We start from the raw sequence: 15769 nt of genomic DNA on the forward strand, positions 1-15769 counted from the left end.
ATTATTGGGCTTTCGCAACGGCGGCCGGCGGCGTCCAGATCACGTCTTTGATGCTCAACGGCTTGGGAATCAGCTTGAGTTGGTAGAAGCTGTCGGCGATTTTCTGCTGTGCCGCGACCACTTCCGGGGTGAGGAGCAGCGCGCCGTAGCCCTGGCGTTTCACCGCGGTCAGGGTGATATCCGCCGGCAGGCCGAGCAGTGGCGACACCTGTTCAGTCACCTCCTGGGGATTGGCCCTGGACCACTCGCCGACCGCGCGCACTTCTTCCACCAGGGTCTTGATCACCTCGGGATTCTTTTGCGCGTAAGGCTTGGTCGCCAGGTAGAACTGGTGGTTGTCGACGATGCCCTGGCCATCGCGCAGGGTGCGCGCTTGCAGTTGCTGTTCGGCGGCGGCCTGGTACGGGTCCCAGATCACCCAGGCGTCGACGCTGCCACGCTCGAACGCGGCGCGGGCATCGGCCGGCGGCAGGAAGACGGTCTGGATGTCGGTGTACTTGAGACCGGCATCTTCCAGCGCACGCACCAGCAGGTAGTGCACGTTGGAGCCTTTGTTGAGCACGACTTTCTTGTCCTTGAGCTCGGCTACCGATTTGATCGGCGAGTCCTTCGGCACCAGGATCGCTTCGCTGTGGGGCGCTGGCGGTTCATAGGCGACGTAGAGCAGATCTGCGCCAGCCGCTTGAGCGAACACTGGCGGTGTTTCGCCGGTAACGCCGAAGTCGATGGAGCCGACGTTCAGGCCTTCAAGCAGTTGCGGGCCACCGGGGAATTCAGTCCATTGCACGTCCACGCCTTGGGCGGCGAGACGTTTTTCCAGGGTGCCTTTGGCTTTGAGCAGCACCAGAGTGCCGTACTTCTGATAGCCGATGCGTAACGTCTCGGCCTGAGCTTGAGTAATGGCGCCGAAGGTGACAGCCGCAGCAAACAGAGCGACCAGACCACGACGCAAAATGACAGGGCGCATGGCGCTCTCCTTTTTGCAGTTGGGTTTTGGCTGCACCTGCTTGCCCGTTGGCGGGCGAGTAAGGCCAGTACTTCAATTTTTCGGTGAGGCTTAAATGCTCCAGCGAGCACTCAGCAAACGATCATTCAACAGGTTCGGATCGAGCGGCTTGGGCCGTCGTGCCATGGCACTGAAAAACAGCTCCAGCGATTCATTCAGCCGTTGCTCCAGCTCCGGCGCCAACTGCGCCAGGGCGCTGCCTTCGCCGTAAGCGATCTGACTGTCGACGGCGAAAATCCCCTGCAGCATTTCCTGGGCCTTCAAGGCCGACAGCACCGGCTTGAGCGCGTAATCCACCGCCAACATGTGGGCGATGCTGCCGCCAGTGGCCATCGGCAGAACCACCTTGTGGCTTAAGGCGCGTTCGGGCAGCAGATCCAGCACGACTTTCAGCGCCCCGGAAAACGATGCCTTGTAAACCGGTGTGGCGATCAACAGGCCATCGGCGTTTTCAATCTGTTGCAGCAGGTCGATCACCTTGGGGCTGTCGAAGCGTGCGTGCAGCAAGTCCTCGGCCGGGAAGTCCCGTACCTGATAACTCACCACTTCCACGCCCTGCCCTTGCAACCAACGTTGGGAGCGATCCAGCAGCACCCCGGAACGAGAGCGCTGACTGGGACTGCCACCGAGTGAGACAACCAACATTCAGACGATTCCTTGCACGGTGTTGGCGATTCGCGGCTTGCGATCTCGCTTCGATGTAGTGACCTTAACAGCTGATTTATATATCCATAAATCATATTTATTCATTTAGTTATGCATTAAAGAAATATATAAACAGACTTCTTCCGGGCAAAAAAACAGGCCGTCGAAACGGCCTGAAATCCCCTGCTTTGTGGATGCAAACTTTGAATCCTGCTGCGTCTGATCGGCCGCTATCGCGAGCAAGCTCGCTCCCACAGGGGGTACGCGGTCAACTGTGGGAGCGAGCTTGCTCGCGATGGCGGTATCAGCCACACCGCGAATGCCAAAGACTTACCTGTTCGGCTGCGGCGTCAGTCGCAAATACGGCTTAACCGCCCGATAGCCCTTGGGAAAGCGCTGTTTGATTTCATCCTCATCCTTGAGCGACGGCACGATCACCACCTCATCACCGTCCTGCCAATTGGCCGGTGTGGCCACCTTGTAGTTGTCGGTGAGTTGCAGCGAGTCGATCACTCGCAGGATTTCATGGAAGTTGCGGCCGGTGCTCGCCGGGTAGGTAATCGTCAGCCGAACCTTTTTGTTCGGGTCGATCACGAACAGCGAGCGTACGGTCAGGGTGTCGTTGGCGTTGGGATGGATCAGGTCGTAGAGGTCCGAGACCTTGCGGTCGGCGTCATCCAGGATCGGAAAGTTGACCACAGTGTCCTGGGTTTCGTTGATGTCCTCGATCCACTTGTGGTGCGACTCCACTGGGTCCACCGACAACGCGATGGCCTTGACTCCACGCTGGGCGAACTCATCCTTGAGCCTGGCGGTGAAGCCCAATTCAGTGGTGCACACCGGTGTGAAATCCGCCGGATGGGAAAACAGCACGCCCCAGCTATCGCCCAGCCACTGATGGAAACGGATGATACCGGCGCTGGAGTTCTGTTCGAAATCGGGGGCGATATCGCCAAGTCTGAGACCCATGGTGCTGCTCCTTGTGAGTGCTTGATGGGTTCAACTGTGCCTGTGTTTTTTATCTATTAAAAAGAATAAATATCGATTTATTTAGGTCTAAAAGAAATATTAAAAATCTGTTCACTGGACGTGCACACACAACCCGCCGAACATCGTCCCCAAGGTTCGAGAAGGCCTTGAGTTGCTGCAAAGAGGGAAATTCAAGGCGGGATTACGGGGGTGAACCCGTCTTGGAAATGCAAAAGCCCCGCCCGGTGCAATACCGGGCGGGGCTTTTTTTTGTCTCGGTTACGCGAGCGCTATTACAACAGCGGGATCGAGTAGCTGAGAATCACACGGTTTTCGTCCTGCGAACGCGTGTTCGGCAGATCGGTGCGCCAGGTAGCGTTTTTCCATGTCAGACCCAGGTTTTTCAGCGGACCTTCCTGAACCACGTAAGCCACGCTCAGATCGCGCTCCCACTCGGAAGCACCGTTGGCCGCCTCCCCACCCTTGGCGTTAACGGTATCGATATTGTCGCCGTGCAGGTACACCAGACCCGCGGTCAGGCCAGGTACGCCGACCTTGGCGAAGTCGAACGCGTAGCGTGCTTGCCAGGTTTTCTCGCCGGCACGGCCGAACTTCTGGATTTGCGAATCGGTGATGGTGTAGTTCGACGAACCGTCACCCTGGTTCAGCCAAGGGAAGTCGCTGCTGCCGTTGCTGACCTGGTAACCGCCACCAAAGGTATGACCGGCAACCGAATACAGGAACAGGCCGCTGTACAGGTTGTTGTCGACCTTGCCTTTACCGTTTGGCGCGTTGTAGTTGCCGGTGGTGAAGAACAGAGGGTCGTGACCGTTGGCACCATCATCAGAGCTGTTGAAATAACGGAAGTCCGACTTCAACACGCCCGGGCCGATTGCCCAGTTGTGAACCAGACCCAGGAAGTGTTGCTTGTAGAACTCTTCCAGCTTGCCGTAGTAGTACTGGGCCGTCAGGTCCTTGGTGATTTTGTAGTCACCACCGGCGTAGATGAACTTGTTGCTGTCGCGGAATTTGGTGCCGCGAGTGTTCGCACCGGAAATCGACATCTGCTCGTTGTTGCTGGAGTTACGGCCTTTAACGGCTTCGATCTGACCACCGACCAGCGACAGGTCCTTGATCTCGGCGGAAGTGATCTGGCCACCCTGCCAGGTTTGCGGCAGCAGGCGGCCGTCGTTGGTCACGATCACCGGGTTTTTCGGCTGCAGGGTGCCCAGCTTCAGTTCGGTCTGGGAAACCTTGGCCTTGGCAGTCAGGCCCAGGCTGGAGAAATTATCAACCGCCTCGCCGTTGGATTTGCTCGGGAAAACCGTGCCGCCGTAAGAGGTCGCCGTGGCGCCGTTGGTGCCGCCGCCCGAATCCAGCTTGACGCCCAGCAGACCGATGGCGTCGATACCGAAACCTACAGTGCCTTGGGTGTAACCGGAGATGAAACGCAGATCGAAGCCCTGGCCCCATTCTTCGTTTTTGTTGGCACCGGCACCGTCACGGTTATCGGTATTGATGTAGAAGTTGCGCAGCCCCAATGTTGCCTTGCTGTCTTCGATGAAACCCGCGGCGTTTGCCTGCTGGGCCAATACCCCGACGGCCACAGCCATGGCCAAGGTGGACTTGTTCATGTTTCGCTCCTCTCGTTTCTAATTCTGATGTTCCTGGTCCCGAATCGATTGCCCGGGATCCTGAATGCATAAATTCGCGGCAAACCGTCTGAGCCGGTCGTTTGGCGGGCCGCAGGATACATGGCCTTAAAGCCAAAAAGAATTTCTTAATGTTTTTTAATATCGGTTGGGAATATGACTTCCCACGACAGATCCGAGGAATCGGCGGCAAGGCCAATTCCTGAACCTGATCAATTGTCGAGGGACGAAATTGCCGAATCCGAGCTCAGGGATGAGTGTCGGACAGGCGCACTTTAAGCGGGATGGTTAAAAACCAAAAAGAATAAAAAAGAAATAGCATCTTTGTTTATGGAATATAAAGTTCGACGCAAAAAAAAGCCCCGCCAACCGACGGGGCTTTTTCTTACGGTTTTTACATGAAGCTGTAGGTGTAGTTGAAGATCAGACGGGTCTGGTCTTGGTCAAGGGTGCTGGTGTTGCCACGGTAGGTACCGTGACGCAGCGTCGTGCCAAACCCTTTCAGTGCGCCCGTTTGAATCACGTAATCAATACGCGCGTCGGTCTCGTGCTCACTCAGGTCTTTACCAACACCGTTGGTAGCCTTGATGTCCTGGCCATTCAAGTAAGCAATCGAAGCTTTCAAGCCTGGCACGCCCAGGGAGGCGAAGTCATAGGAGTACTGACCGAACGTGGTGTTCTCACCGGCACGGATAAAGCTGCCGACTGTGGCATCGGTAAACGAGTAGAAGCTCGCGCCGCCGGCACCTTCAGGATTACCGTTGCTATCGACAAGGTTGCCTTGGTTCAAGAAAACGAAGCCGCCGTCATCGTTGACACGCTGATGCCCGATCAGGAACGCGTTGCCACCCAGGGTATAGGTGAACATGGCACTCCAGGTCTTGTTATCGACCTCACCCGGGTTCTTGGCGAAACCGTTGTTGTTGTTGAAACGGAAACCCGGATCGCCGTTCTTGCCGTCGGAGCTGCTGTCAAAATAACGGATATCGGTCTTGAACGACTGATTGGCCGCGATCGGGTAGACGTGCACCAGACCGAGGAAATTCTGCTTGTAGAAATCTTCCAGGTTCGCATAGTAGTACTGCAGCAAGAGGTCTTTGGTGACCTTCCAGTCAGCACCGGCGTATTGGAATTTATTACTGTCCTCAGTAGCGCCAGCCACAGACAGGCCAGTGGAGTTCGAGGAGGCGCGACCCGACGCGTGCTCCAGTTGACCCAAGTTGAAGGTCACATTGTCGATTTCTTTGGAGGTGATGGTGCCACCTTCAAAGGTCTGCGGCAGCAAACGGCTGTCGTTCGCGATCAGGATCGGCAGGTTCGGTGCCAGAGCGCCACCCAGGTGGGCTTCGGTCTTCGAGAAGCGCGCCTTGACGTTTCCATCCAGACGGCTCCACTCGTCGGCCGCCTCATTGCCATCGCTAGGGAAGAATGAGTTGCTGTTACCGGTCGGGTGATGCCCCTTGCCGCCATCCAGGTGGATACCGACGAGTGCCTGAGCATCGATACCGAAGCCGACAGTACCTTGGGTAAAACCGGACAGGTAGTCGAACTTCAGACCCTCAGCGGTTTCGCGCTGACGGTTGGCAGGAATGCTCGCACCTTCACGCATATCGGCGTCGTAATACATGGTGCGAGAACTGATGGACGCCTTGCTGTCTTCCAGGAAACCTGCGGCGCCTGCCTGCTGCCCCAAAACCCCAACGGCCACGGCCAAAGCCAAGGTGGACTTGTTCATTGTGTAGCTCCTCTCGATTCTAATTCTTGTGTTCCTGGTCTCGAGTCGACGCCCGAAATCCTAAGATGCGCGATTAGCGCCAGAGCGTGACCCATAAGTCAATCGTAACCATATGTGTCTACGACCATAGTCTAACCCCCGGTTTTTTGGTCCCTGCAGGGTCATGAATTCGTCATGAACCTGAAAAGAATTACCTGATTCTTTTCTAATACCGTTTAGGAATTTAGCTCCCAACTCCCCAACTACCCCAGAATAGAGGGTTTTTCTCACAAGCTAATTCCTAATCGGTATTTGTTTTTGCTTTTTTAGATCGATTAATTTCTGACGTAATTCGGAAATAAATCCTTTACCGAAAGGCGGCCCCATGACGACTAAACGCGCACTATCCGGACCAATTGTTACAGTTTGTGTATCGTTCGCATTTTCTTTCAGCGCTCATGCGGCGAACCTCACCGTCGGCTATCAAACCGGCATCGACCCCAGCAAAGTCCCCCAGGCCGATGGCGTTTATGAAAAAACCATCGGCCAGCCCATCGACTGGCGGCGTTTCAATAGCGGCCCGGAAGTGGTCACGGCGATTGCCTCCGGCGATGTGCAAATCGGCAATCTCGGCTCCAGTCCGCTGGCCGCTGCCGCCTCGCGCAACCTGCCGATTGTCGCGTTCATCGTCTCGGCCCAGATCAATGCTGCCGAAGCGCTGGTGGTGCGCAACGGCAGCGGCATCGAAAATCCGCAAGATCTGATCGGAAAGACCATCGCCACACCGTTCGTTTCAACCTCCCACTACAGCCTGCTTGGCGCGTTGAAGCACTGGGGCCTGGACAGCTCGAAAGTCAAAGTGGTGAACCTGCAGCCTGCGGAAATCGCGGCAGCCTGGAAACGTGGTGATATTGATGGCGCGTTTGTCTGGTCGCCTGCCCTGGGGGAAATCCGCAAGAACGGCAAGACCTTGACCGATGGCGCACAGGTGGGCCAATGGGGGGCGCCAACCTTTGAGGTCTGGGTGGCGCGCAAGGATTACGCCGAAAGACACCCGGAGGTCGTGGCAAAGTTCGCCAGGGTCACCCTGGATTCATTCGCCGACTATGCCGCTCATAAAGACCAATGGACCGCTGATTCGCTGCCTGTCCGGAAAATCGCCAAATTGACCGGTGCCAATGCCGCGGATGTACCGGAGCTATTGGCCGGTTCCGCATTCCCGGATGCCCGGGCGCAACAGAGCACCGCATTGCTGGACGGCGGCACTGCCAAGGCCATTGGCGAGACGGCGAAATTCTTGAAGGAACAAGGGAAGGTCGAGACGGTGCTGCCGGATTACTCACCGTATGTCAGCGCGAAGTTTGTCACTGAATAACAGCTGAAGGCTGCTGTGCAGCCAATCGCGAGCAAGCTCGCTCCCACAGGGTTCTCTGATGTCCGCAGACCTGTGGGAGTGAGCTTGCTCGCGATGGGAGCGCCGCGATTACAGGGCTTTTTCGAAGATCTTCGAATTACGCTGATAGTTGTAAAGCGACGCCCGCGCCGACGGCAGTCGGTCGACGCTGCTGGGTTCGAAGCCACGTTCGCGGAACCAGTGCGCGGTGCGGGTGGTGAGGACGAACAAGGTTTTCAACCCCTGAGCCCGTGCGCGATCTTCAATGCGCTCCAGCAGCTCATCGCCGCGACCGCCATGGCGGTACTCCGGATTCACCGCCAGACACGCCAGCTCACCCGCGTCCGAATCGGCGATCTGATACAGCGCCGCGCAGGCGATGATCATGCCTTCGCGCTCAACCACACTGAACTGCTCGATTTCGCGCTCCAGCACCTCGCGGGAACGGCGCACCAGGATGCCTTGCTCTTCCAGCGGACTGATCAAGTCCAGCAAACCACCGACGTCTTCAATGGCCGCTTCGCGCACCACTTCGAATTGCTCCTGGGCCACCAGCGTACCGCCACCGTCGCGGGTGAACAGTTCGGTCAACAGTGCACCGTCTTCGGCGTAGCTGACGATATGGCTGCGGGCTACGCCGCCACGGCAAGCATCGGCCGCGGCATCTAGCAATTCTGCCTGATAGTTGCTGCCCAACCGTTGCAGATGCGCCGGCACTTGCTGCGGACGCAGTTCGCGTACCAGGCGCCCGTGTTCATCGATCAGGCCCAGGTCGGCGCCGAACAGCAGCAGCTTGTCCGCCCCCAGGTCGATGGCCGCACGAGTGGCGACGTCTTCGCAGGCCAGGTTGAAAATCTCCCCGGTCGGCGAGTAGCCCAGCGGCGACAGCAACACGATGGAGCGCTCGTCCAGCAGACGGTTGATGCCTTTGCGGTCGACCCGGCGCACTTCGCCGGTGTGGTGATAGTCGACGCCTTCGAGCACGCCGATCGGCCGTGCCGTCACCAGGTTGCCGCTGGCCACCCGCAAGCGTGAGCCCTGCATCGGCGACGAGGCCATGTCCATCGACAGGCGAGCCTCGATGGCAATGCGCAACTGGCCGACCGCGTCGATCACGCACTCCAGGGTCGCGGCATCGGTGATGCGCATGCCGTGGTGGTAATGCGGGGTCAGGCCACGGGCCGCGAGGCGCGTTTCGATTTGCGGCCGGGAACCGTGAACCAGCACCAGACGCACGCCCAGGCTGTGCAACAGCACCAGGTCGTGAACGATATTGCCGAAGTTCGGATGTTCAACGCCGTCGCCGGGCAGCATGACGACAAAGGTGCAATCGCGGTGGGCGTTGATGTAAGGCGAAGCGTGACGAAGCCAATTGACGTATTCGGGCATGAACCTGGGCCTGTAATAAATAGCAGCCGAAAAAAAGGGCGAAACTGAAAACGCACAGCGGGCTGATGGTTATCGTCGGAACAGGCTTGGCGACACGCGCGCTCTCCTCATGAATACGGGTTTGAATACCGGCAATTTATACGGCTTGTCAGGCAAATCACAGCCCCTGTAGGAGCGAGCTTGCTCGCGATGGACTTCAACGATTACGCGACCTTTCTGAATGGACGCGTGGCCCTTGCGTTCATCGCGAGCAAGCTCGCTCCTACAGGGCCGCGGTTTGAGTCGTGGTCAGGCAATAGTGTTCGATCAGTTGCCTTAATAGATGCACCGTAGGCTGCAAACGTGACATTTCGAGGTATTCCCCCGGCTGGTGGGCGCAGGCGATATCACCCGGGCCAAGCACCAGCGTTTCACAGCCAAGGCGCTGAAGATAAGGCGCTTCGGTGCCGAACGCCACTGCTTCGGCGCTATGGCCGGTAAGCTTTTCAGCCAGCCGCACCAGTTCCGCATCAGCGGCCTGCTCGAAGGGCGGCACTTCCGGGAACAGCGGCGCGTAGTCGATCCTGACCTGATGCCGCTCGGCGATCGGGTTGAGCTTCTGCAGGATCTCGGCACGCAAGACCTTGGGGTCCATGCCGGGCAACGGCCGCAAATCGAATTCCAGCGAACACTGGCCGCAGATGCGGTTGGGGTTGTCGCCGCCATGGATGCAGCCGAAATTCATCGTTGGTGTCGGCACGCCAAACTGTGGATTGCGGAATTCGCGCTGCCACAACAAGCGCAGGCCGCGCAGTTCACCGATAGCATCGTGCATCGCTTCCAGGGCGCTGTGGCCCAGGCGCGGGTCGGAGGAGTGACCGCTCTGACCGAGGATGTCGATGCGCTCCATCATGATGCCTTTGTGCATGCGGATCGGCTTGAGCCCTGTCGGTTCACCGATCACCGCGGCGCGTCCCAACGGCCGCCCCGCTTCGGCCAGCGCGCGGGCGCCGGACATCGAACTTTCTTCGTCACACGTGGCGAGAATCAGCAACGGTTGCTTGAACGGTTGATCGAGCAGCGGTTTGACCGCTTCGATGGCCAGGGCGAAAAAGCCCTTCATGTCGCAACTGCCCAGACCGACCCAACGACCGTCGACTTCGGTCAGTTTCAGCGGATCGGTCTGCCACAACGCACCGTCGAACGGCACGGTGTCGCTGTGCCCGGCGAGCACCAGGCCACCAGGACCGGAACCGAAACTCGCCAGCAGGTTGAACTTGCCGGGGCTGACCTGCTGAATCTCGCAGGTAAAGCCCAGCTCACCGAGCCACATTGCCAGCAGGTCGATCACCGGGCCGTTGGTTTGATCGAGACTGGGCTGGGTACAACTGACGGACGGTGCGGCGATCAGCGCAGCGAATTGTTCTTTCATCGACGGCAATGACATCGCTGACTCCCGGCTCCCGAATTGAAGTCCATCATAGAACCAACCGGTGACAGGAATAAACCGTCGCGGCGCGGACTAACCTTGAGTCCTGTACACTGCACGACCTTGGCAGCCACACACTCCCCCGGCTGCGCTCCCGATCCTGGATTTTCCGGCCATGCAGAAAGAAACCGAAATCAAACTCCGCGTCAGCCGCGAAACCCTCGCCGCCCTGCGCGAGCACCCGTTACTGAAAAAACGCAACAAAAGTGGCTGGGAACGCCGTGAGTTGATGAACCAGTACTTCGACACGCCCGAACGCGACCTGGCCCAGGCCAAAGTCGCCCTGCGCCTGCGCAAGGATGGCGACGAAGTGATTCAGACCCTCAAGACCCGTGGCCAAAGCGTCGCCGGTTTGTCGGTGCGTAACGAGTACGACTGGAACCTGCCCAAAGCCAAGCTCGACCTGAAGAAACTCGACGGCGAATGCTGGCCCGAGGAACTGGCCGAACTTGACAAGAAAACCCTGAAGCCGATCTTCACCACCGATTTCGTCCGCGAACGCGCGGAAATCGCCTGGGGTCGTGGCAAGACCAAAGTGGTCATCGAAGCCGCGCTGGACCTGGGTCACGTCGTGGTCGGCAAGCAGAAAGAAGAAATCTGTGAGCTGGAACTGGAACTGCGCGAAGGCGAGCCGGCCGCATTGCTGGAGCTGGCCGCCGAGCTGGCCGAGAAACTGGCCCTGATGCCGTGTGACATCAGCAAGGCCGAGCGTGGTTATCGCCTGTACGACGCCCACAGCTATTCGTTGAGCCTGCCGGCGCCGCAGATCACTGCCGAAACACCGCTGGACGACGCGTTCGCCGCGCTGAGCTGGCATTTGCTGGGCAGCAGCCAGCGCCTGGCCGAACAGTATCGCTTCAACGGTCACTGGCGTCTGTTGCAGGACTGGGTCGAAAACCTCGCGGAAATGCGCGCCCTGATCAGCAGCCTCGGCCAGGCCGCACCGCGTCAGTCGACCCACGATCTGCGTGTCGCCCTCGATGCCTTGCTGGAAGACTGGCGCCCGCTGGTCCAGGCCGGCCTGGAAGATGAAGACGTGCGCAAAGCCGCGCCGGAGCAGTTCCTCGAAGAACTCGAAGACCCGCGCTGGGGCCTGTTCTCCCTGACCACCTCACGCTGGCTGCTGGCCCGCACCTGGGCCGCCGACCGCAACACCCGCGGCAATCGCCAGGGCGCTGCGCAACTGGGCAGTTGGTTGCCACGCCTGCTGGGCGAGGAAGCCACTTCGTTGCAATTGCAGCGTTATCAGCAACAGCCGGAAGACCTGGCCGAGCAGCTGCCACGCATCGAACGCATCCAGGTCTGGCTGCACCATGCGCGTAACGTGCTGGAGATTCCGGAAATGGATCGCCTGTACGGCGAGCTGAACAAACTGGCACAACTGGCCAACGAATCGATCACCGACGAAGTCCTGGATGCGCGCAAGCAGCAGGCGATTGCGGTGTATCAGAACCGTGCCTGGAAAATGCTGCTGCGTCTGTAATACCCCAGTGGCGAGGGGGCTTGCCCCCGTTGGACTGCGCAGCAGGCCCATTTTTTGGGGTCGCTGCGCAACCCAACGGGGGCAAGCCCCCTCGCCACAGAGTCTCCTTCATCCCCCTCAGCGCACCACCGGCAAACTGGTAGTCGACTTGATCTCCGACAACGCCACGATCGAGTTGACCTCCTGAATCCCCGGCACCATCGACAGCTTCTCGAAGAAGAAGCGCTCGTAGGCCTCGATGTCCGCCGTGACAATCCGCAGCAAGAAATCCACCGCCCCCATCAGCACGTAACACTCCAGCACCTCCGGAAAGCCGCGAATCGCCTCGGTGAATTCGGTGAAGTTCGAACGCCCGTGGGCATTGAGTTTCACCTCCGCGAAGATCTGCGTATTCAGACCGATTTTCTTGCGGTCGAGCAAAGTTACCTGGCCGCGAATGATGCCTTCCTCTTTCATCCGCTGAATCCGCCGCCAGCACGGCGATTGCGAGAGACCCACCTGCTCGGCGATCTGCGCGCTGGAGAGCGAAGCGTCCTCTTGCAGCAAGGCGAGAATCTTGCGGTCGTAACTGTCCAGTTCGCTTTGCATAAAAAAACCTTTTATTGATCAACACGCGAATTGAATGATTCGACGTTTCTGTCATTTTGCCAATCATAGAGAAGAAATACCCGGCACAGGATGTAAAAATTTCTCCACTGATTTTGGAGCCCGACCATGCCGTATCTCGAAGCCGTGAACACCCCGTCCACCCGCGCCGATGTCTGGAACATCAGCAACACCCACTGCCGGGTTCGCTATCAAATGCTGGCCGAGGCAGAACCGGACCTGCTGTGCCGCGCCCTCAACCTGTTCGCCTTGCAATTGCTCACGCCGGAACAGGTCAACGTGCAGCGCCAGGATGACTGGCTGGACATCGCGATCGTCATCGACGGTTTGAGCTGGCACCGCGCGCAAGTGATTGCGGAAAAACTTCGTAACCTGATCAGCGTCTGCTCGGTGGAGCTGCAAGAAGCTGATTCTGCGTGGGCCGAAGCAGCTCAAGCGGTGGGCTGAAAAACCCCGAAACGGCTTTGTCGGGTAGTGGCCCAACGGTCAGCCGGGCCGCGGCTATCCTTTGCGGACTGTCGTTCAAAAGGAGCCCGCATGTCCGTACAACTCGCCCTTCAGGACCGCTGGCTGGATCTCAATGATGTGCTGCGCGAACTGGTCGCCCAGGGCTTTATCAGCCAGGATTCGGCCGAACACGCGCTCAATGCCCGGCGCCGCAACGCCGCCCATGGCCAGATGCATCCACTGGAGTTCATCGCCAGCCAACAGCTGGATGACCTCAGCCGTCCCGGCAAACAGCTGGACCTCGAAAGCCTGACCCTGTGGCTATCCCGGCAGGCCGGCCAGCCTTACCTGCGCATCGATCCGTTGAAAATCAACGTCGCGGCCGTGACACCGCTGATGTCCTATGCCTTCGCCCAGCGCCACAAAATCCTCGCGGTATCGATCGACCGTGAGGCGGTGACCGTGGCCAGCGCCCAGCCCTATGTCAGCGGCTGGGAGGCCGACCTGACCCACGTGCTCAAATTGCCGGTCAAGCGCGTGGTGGCCAACCCGGCGGACATCCAGCGCTTCAGCGTCGAATTCTTCCGCCTGGCCAAGTCGGTCACCGGGGCGAACAACGCCGACTCGCAGGTCAGTACCCTCGGCAATTTCGAACAGCTGCTCAACCTCGGCGCAAGCGATCAGGAGCCGGACGCCAACGACGCACACATCGTCAACATCGTCGACTGGCTGTTCCAGTACGCGTTCCAGCAACGCGCCAGCGACATCCACATCGAACCCCGGCGCGAGCAAGGCACGGTGCGCTTTCGCATCGACGGAGTGCTGCACAACGTTTATCAATTCCCGCCCCAGGTCACCATGGCCATCGTCAGTCGCCTGAAAACCCTGGGGCGCATGAACGTCGCGGAGAAACGCAAACCCCAGGACGGCCGGGTGAAAACCAAGACCCCGGACGGCGGCGAAGTCGAACTGCGCTTGTCGACATTGCCCACAGCCTTCGGCGAAAAAATGGTCATGCGGATCTTCGACCCGGAAGTATTGCTCAAGGACTTCGACCAGCTTGGTTTCTCCGCCGACGACCTGCGCCGCTGGCAGGACATGACCCGCCAGCCCCACGGCATCATTCTCGTCACCGGGCCGACGGGTTCGGGCAAGACCACTACCCTCTACACCACCCTGAAAAAACTGGCGACGCCGGAGGTCAACCTCTGCACCATCGAAGACCCGATTGAAATGATCGAGCCGGCGTTCAACCAGATGCAGGTCCAGCACAACATCGACCTGACCTTCGCCGCCGGTGTGCGCGCGCTGATGCGGCAAGACCCGGACATCATCATGATCGGCGAGATCCGCGACCTCGAAACCGCGGAGATGGCGATCCAGGCTGCGCTCACCGGGCACCTGGTGCTGTCGACTCTGCACACCAACGATGCACCCAGTGCCATCAGCCGCCTGCTGGAGCTCGGCGTGCCGCACTACCTGATCAAGGCCACGGTGCTCGGCGTCATGGCCCAGCGACTGGTGCGAACCCTGTGCCCGCACTGCAAGGCACCGCTGACGCTGGGCGAAGACGACTGGCAAACCCTGACCCGTCCCTGGCAAGCACCGTTGCCGGCCAATGCCCAGCGTGCCACCGGTTGCGTGGAATGCCGCGACACCGGTTATCACGGTCGTGCCGGGGTCTACGAAATCATGCAGCTCAGCGACAGCATCAAAGCGCTGATCAGTCCCGACACCGATCTGCTGGCCGTGCGACGGCAGGCATTCAAGGAAGGCATGCGCAGCCTGCGGCTGTCAGGAGCGCAAAAGGTCGCCGCCGGGATGACGACCATCGAGGAGGTTCTGCGAGTGACACCCCAGAGCGAGCAGAACTGAACCCCCGCTGTTCTATCCGGGACCGCTACACTCCAGCGAATGCAACTCCACACATCAACAAGGAATCGTTATGCAGATCGGTAGCGTGCTTTTGCTTTTTATCGGCCTGGTGGCCGCCATTCTGTTCATGGGTATCAAGGCCGTGCCCCAGGGCTTTGAATGGACCGTCGAGCGTTTCGGGCGCTACACCAACACGCTCAAGCCGGGGCTGAACGTCATCGTTCCGATCATGGACCGCATCGGCCGCAAGATGAATGTGATGGAAAGCGTGCTGGATATTCCGCCGCAGGAAGTCATCACCGCCGACAACGCCACGGTGCAAATCGACGCCGTGTGTTTCTTCCAGGTGGTCAACACGGCCCAGGCGGCCTACGAGGTCAACAACCTCGAACACGCCATCCGCAACCTGCTGCAAACCAACATCCGTACGGTGCTCGGCTCGATGGAGCTCGACGCCATGCTCAGCCAGCGTGACGGGATCAACGAAAAACTGCTGCGCACCGTCGATGAAGCGACCGCGCCGTGGGGCATCAAGATCACCCGGATCGAGATCAAGGACATCAGCCCACCCGCCGACCTGATGGCGGCGATGTCGGGGCAGATGAAAGCCGAACGGATCAAGCGCGCACAGATCCTCGAAGCCGAAGGCCTGCGCGCCGCAGCGATCCTGACTGCCGAAGGCAAGAAGCAGGCGCAGATCCTCGAAGCCGAAGGCAGTCGTCAGGCCGCATTCCTGGAAGCCGAAGCCCGCGAGCGGCAAGCCGCGGCAGAAGCCCAGGCCACCAAAGTGGTGTCCGAAGCCATCGCCAGTGGCAACGTGCAAGCGGTCAACTACTTCGTGGCGCAGAAGTACATCGATGCGCTGGGCAAGTTGTCTTCGGCCAACAACAGCAAAGTGATCCTGATGCCGCTGGAGGCCAGTTCAATGATCGGCTCGGTGGGTGGCATTGGCGAAATCATCAAGGCCACTTTCGACAACAAGAAAGCCTGAGGCGCGCCATGTGGGCATTTTTGCAGCATCTTTCGTTCTGGGACTGGTTAGCGCTGGGCACGGTGCTGTTGATTCTTGAAGTGTTCGGCGCCGGCGGCTACCTGTTGTGGATCGGCATGGCGGCGGCAGCC

General features: G+C 59.1%; 14 protein-coding genes. 6 read left to right on the forward strand and 8 right to left on the reverse strand.

The window, feature by feature from the left end:
* Position 1: 1 nt before the first annotated feature.
* The 5 genes from PMI29_RS29290 to PMI29_RS29270 all read right to left on the reverse strand — a co-directional run bounded on the left by PMI29_RS29290 (position 2) and on the right by PMI29_RS29270 (position 6007).
* Complete coding sequence (locus tag PMI29_RS29290; RefSeq protein WP_007993143.1) at positions 2 to 967, reverse strand: sulfonate ABC transporter substrate-binding protein; 966 nt, start codon at positions 965 to 967, stop codon at positions 2 to 4.
* A gap of 90 nt (positions 968 to 1057) precedes the next feature.
* On the reverse strand, positions 1058 to 1651 hold the full coding sequence (ssuE, locus tag PMI29_RS29285) for an NADPH-dependent FMN reductase (protein WP_007993145.1): 594 nt from the start codon (positions 1649 to 1651) through the stop codon (positions 1058 to 1060).
* Between the two features lie 330 nt (positions 1652 to 1981).
* Positions 1982 to 2620, reverse strand: a complete 639-nt coding sequence (locus PMI29_RS29280) for a peroxiredoxin (protein ID WP_007993146.1) — start codon at positions 2618 to 2620, stop codon at positions 1982 to 1984.
* A 293-nt stretch (positions 2621 to 2913) separates the two neighbouring features.
* Complete coding sequence (locus PMI29_RS29275) at positions 2914 to 4254, reverse strand: OprD family porin (protein WP_007993148.1); 1341 nt, start codon at positions 4252 to 4254, stop codon at positions 2914 to 2916.
* 412 nt (positions 4255 to 4666) lie between these two features.
* Positions 4667 to 6007 (reverse strand): OprD family outer membrane porin, encoded by a 1341-nt coding sequence (locus tag PMI29_RS29270; RefSeq protein ID WP_007993149.1) that lies wholly within the window; start codon positions 6005 to 6007, stop codon positions 4667 to 4669.
* A gap of 364 nt (positions 6008 to 6371) precedes the next feature.
* Here PMI29_RS29270 and tauA point away from each other — a divergent pair, with 364 nt between their 5' ends.
* Entirely contained in the window at positions 6372 to 7361 is a 990-nt protein-coding gene (gene tauA, locus PMI29_RS29265) for a taurine ABC transporter substrate-binding protein (RefSeq protein WP_007993151.1), read from the forward strand.
* 108 nt (positions 7362 to 7469) lie between these two features.
* Here tauA and argA read toward each other — a convergent pair whose 3' ends face one another.
* Both argA and argE read right to left on the reverse strand, forming a co-directional pair.
* Positions 7470 to 8768, reverse strand: a complete 1299-nt coding sequence (gene argA / locus PMI29_RS29260) for an amino-acid N-acetyltransferase (protein ID WP_007993153.1) — start codon at positions 8766 to 8768, stop codon at positions 7470 to 7472.
* 262 nt (positions 8769 to 9030) lie between these two features.
* Positions 9031 to 10194: an acetylornithine deacetylase gene (gene argE / locus PMI29_RS29255; RefSeq protein WP_007993155.1), complete on the reverse strand. Its 1164-nt coding sequence runs from the start codon at positions 10192 to 10194 to the stop codon at positions 9031 to 9033.
* A 157-nt stretch (positions 10195 to 10351) separates the two neighbouring features.
* Here argE and PMI29_RS29250 point away from each other — a divergent pair, with 157 nt between their 5' ends.
* Positions 10352 to 11719, forward strand: a complete 1368-nt coding sequence (locus PMI29_RS29250) for a CYTH domain-containing protein (RefSeq protein ID WP_007993156.1) — start codon at positions 10352 to 10354, stop codon at positions 11717 to 11719.
* A 117-nt stretch (positions 11720 to 11836) separates the two neighbouring features.
* On the opposite strand, the gene PMI29_RS29245 is transcribed toward PMI29_RS29250, so the two are convergent.
* On the reverse strand, positions 11837 to 12307 hold the full coding sequence (locus PMI29_RS29245; RefSeq protein WP_007993158.1) for an Lrp/AsnC family transcriptional regulator: 471 nt from the start codon (positions 12305 to 12307) through the stop codon (positions 11837 to 11839).
* A gap of 126 nt (positions 12308 to 12433) precedes the next feature.
* Between PMI29_RS29245 and PMI29_RS29240 the strand changes: the two genes are divergently transcribed.
* From PMI29_RS29240 to PMI29_RS31695, 4 genes are all read left to right on the forward strand, one after another.
* Entirely contained in the window at positions 12434 to 12772 is a 339-nt protein-coding gene (locus PMI29_RS29240) for a hypothetical protein (protein ID WP_007993160.1), read from the forward strand.
* 90 nt (positions 12773 to 12862) lie between these two features.
* Positions 12863 to 14647, forward strand: coding sequence for a GspE/PulE family protein (locus PMI29_RS29235; protein ID WP_007993162.1), 1785 nt, complete (start codon positions 12863 to 12865; stop codon positions 14645 to 14647).
* Between the two features lie 70 nt (positions 14648 to 14717).
* Positions 14718 to 15638: an SPFH domain-containing protein gene (locus tag PMI29_RS29230; protein WP_007993164.1), complete on the forward strand. Its 921-nt coding sequence runs from the start codon at positions 14718 to 14720 to the stop codon at positions 15636 to 15638.
* An 8-nt stretch (positions 15639 to 15646) separates the two neighbouring features.
* Positions 15647 to 15769, forward strand: a 123-nt coding sequence (locus PMI29_RS31695; RefSeq protein ID WP_007993166.1) for an NfeD family protein, incomplete at its 3' end; no start/stop codon positions are given.

Source organism: Pseudomonas sp. GM49, from assembly GCF_000282355.1.
In the GTDB taxonomy this organism is placed as follows: Bacteria; Pseudomonadota; Gammaproteobacteria; order Pseudomonadales; family Pseudomonadaceae; genus Aquipseudomonas.

Excerpts from the sequence above, each read along its gene's own strand:
- argA (WP_007993153.1), bottom strand. The coding sequence starts at position 8,768 with ATGCCCGAATACGTCAATTGGCTTCGTCACGCTTCGCCTTACATCAAC.
- PMI29_RS29240 (WP_007993160.1), top strand. The coding sequence starts at position 12,434 with ATGCCGTATCTCGAAGCCGTGAACACCCCGTCCACCCGCGCCGATGTC.
- PMI29_RS29245 (WP_007993158.1), bottom strand. The coding sequence starts at position 12,307 with ATGCAAAGCGAACTGGACAGTTACGACCGCAAGATTCTCGCCTTGCTG.
- PMI29_RS29280 (WP_007993146.1), bottom strand. The coding sequence starts at position 2,620 with ATGGGTCTCAGACTTGGCGATATCGCCCCCGATTTCGAACAGAACTCC.
- PMI29_RS29290 (WP_007993143.1), bottom strand. The coding sequence starts at position 967 with ATGCGCCCTGTCATTTTGCGTCGTGGTCTGGTCGCTCTGTTTGCTGCG.
- argE (WP_007993155.1), bottom strand. The coding sequence starts at position 10,194 with ATGTCATTGCCGTCGATGAAAGAACAATTCGCTGCGCTGATCGCCGCA.
- PMI29_RS29230 (WP_007993164.1), top strand. The coding sequence starts at position 14,718 with ATGCAGATCGGTAGCGTGCTTTTGCTTTTTATCGGCCTGGTGGCCGCC.
- ssuE (WP_007993145.1), bottom strand. The coding sequence starts at position 1,651 with ATGTTGGTTGTCTCACTCGGTGGCAGTCCCAGTCAGCGCTCTCGTTCC.
- PMI29_RS29270 (WP_007993149.1), bottom strand. The coding sequence starts at position 6,007 with ATGAACAAGTCCACCTTGGCTTTGGCCGTGGCCGTTGGGGTTTTGGGG.
- PMI29_RS29250 (WP_007993156.1), top strand. The coding sequence starts at position 10,352 with ATGCAGAAAGAAACCGAAATCAAACTCCGCGTCAGCCGCGAAACCCTC.
- PMI29_RS29235 (WP_007993162.1), top strand. The coding sequence starts at position 12,863 with ATGTCCGTACAACTCGCCCTTCAGGACCGCTGGCTGGATCTCAATGAT.
- tauA (WP_007993151.1), top strand. The coding sequence starts at position 6,372 with ATGACGACTAAACGCGCACTATCCGGACCAATTGTTACAGTTTGTGTA.
- PMI29_RS29275 (WP_007993148.1), bottom strand. The coding sequence starts at position 4,254 with ATGAACAAGTCCACCTTGGCCATGGCTGTGGCCGTCGGGGTATTGGCC.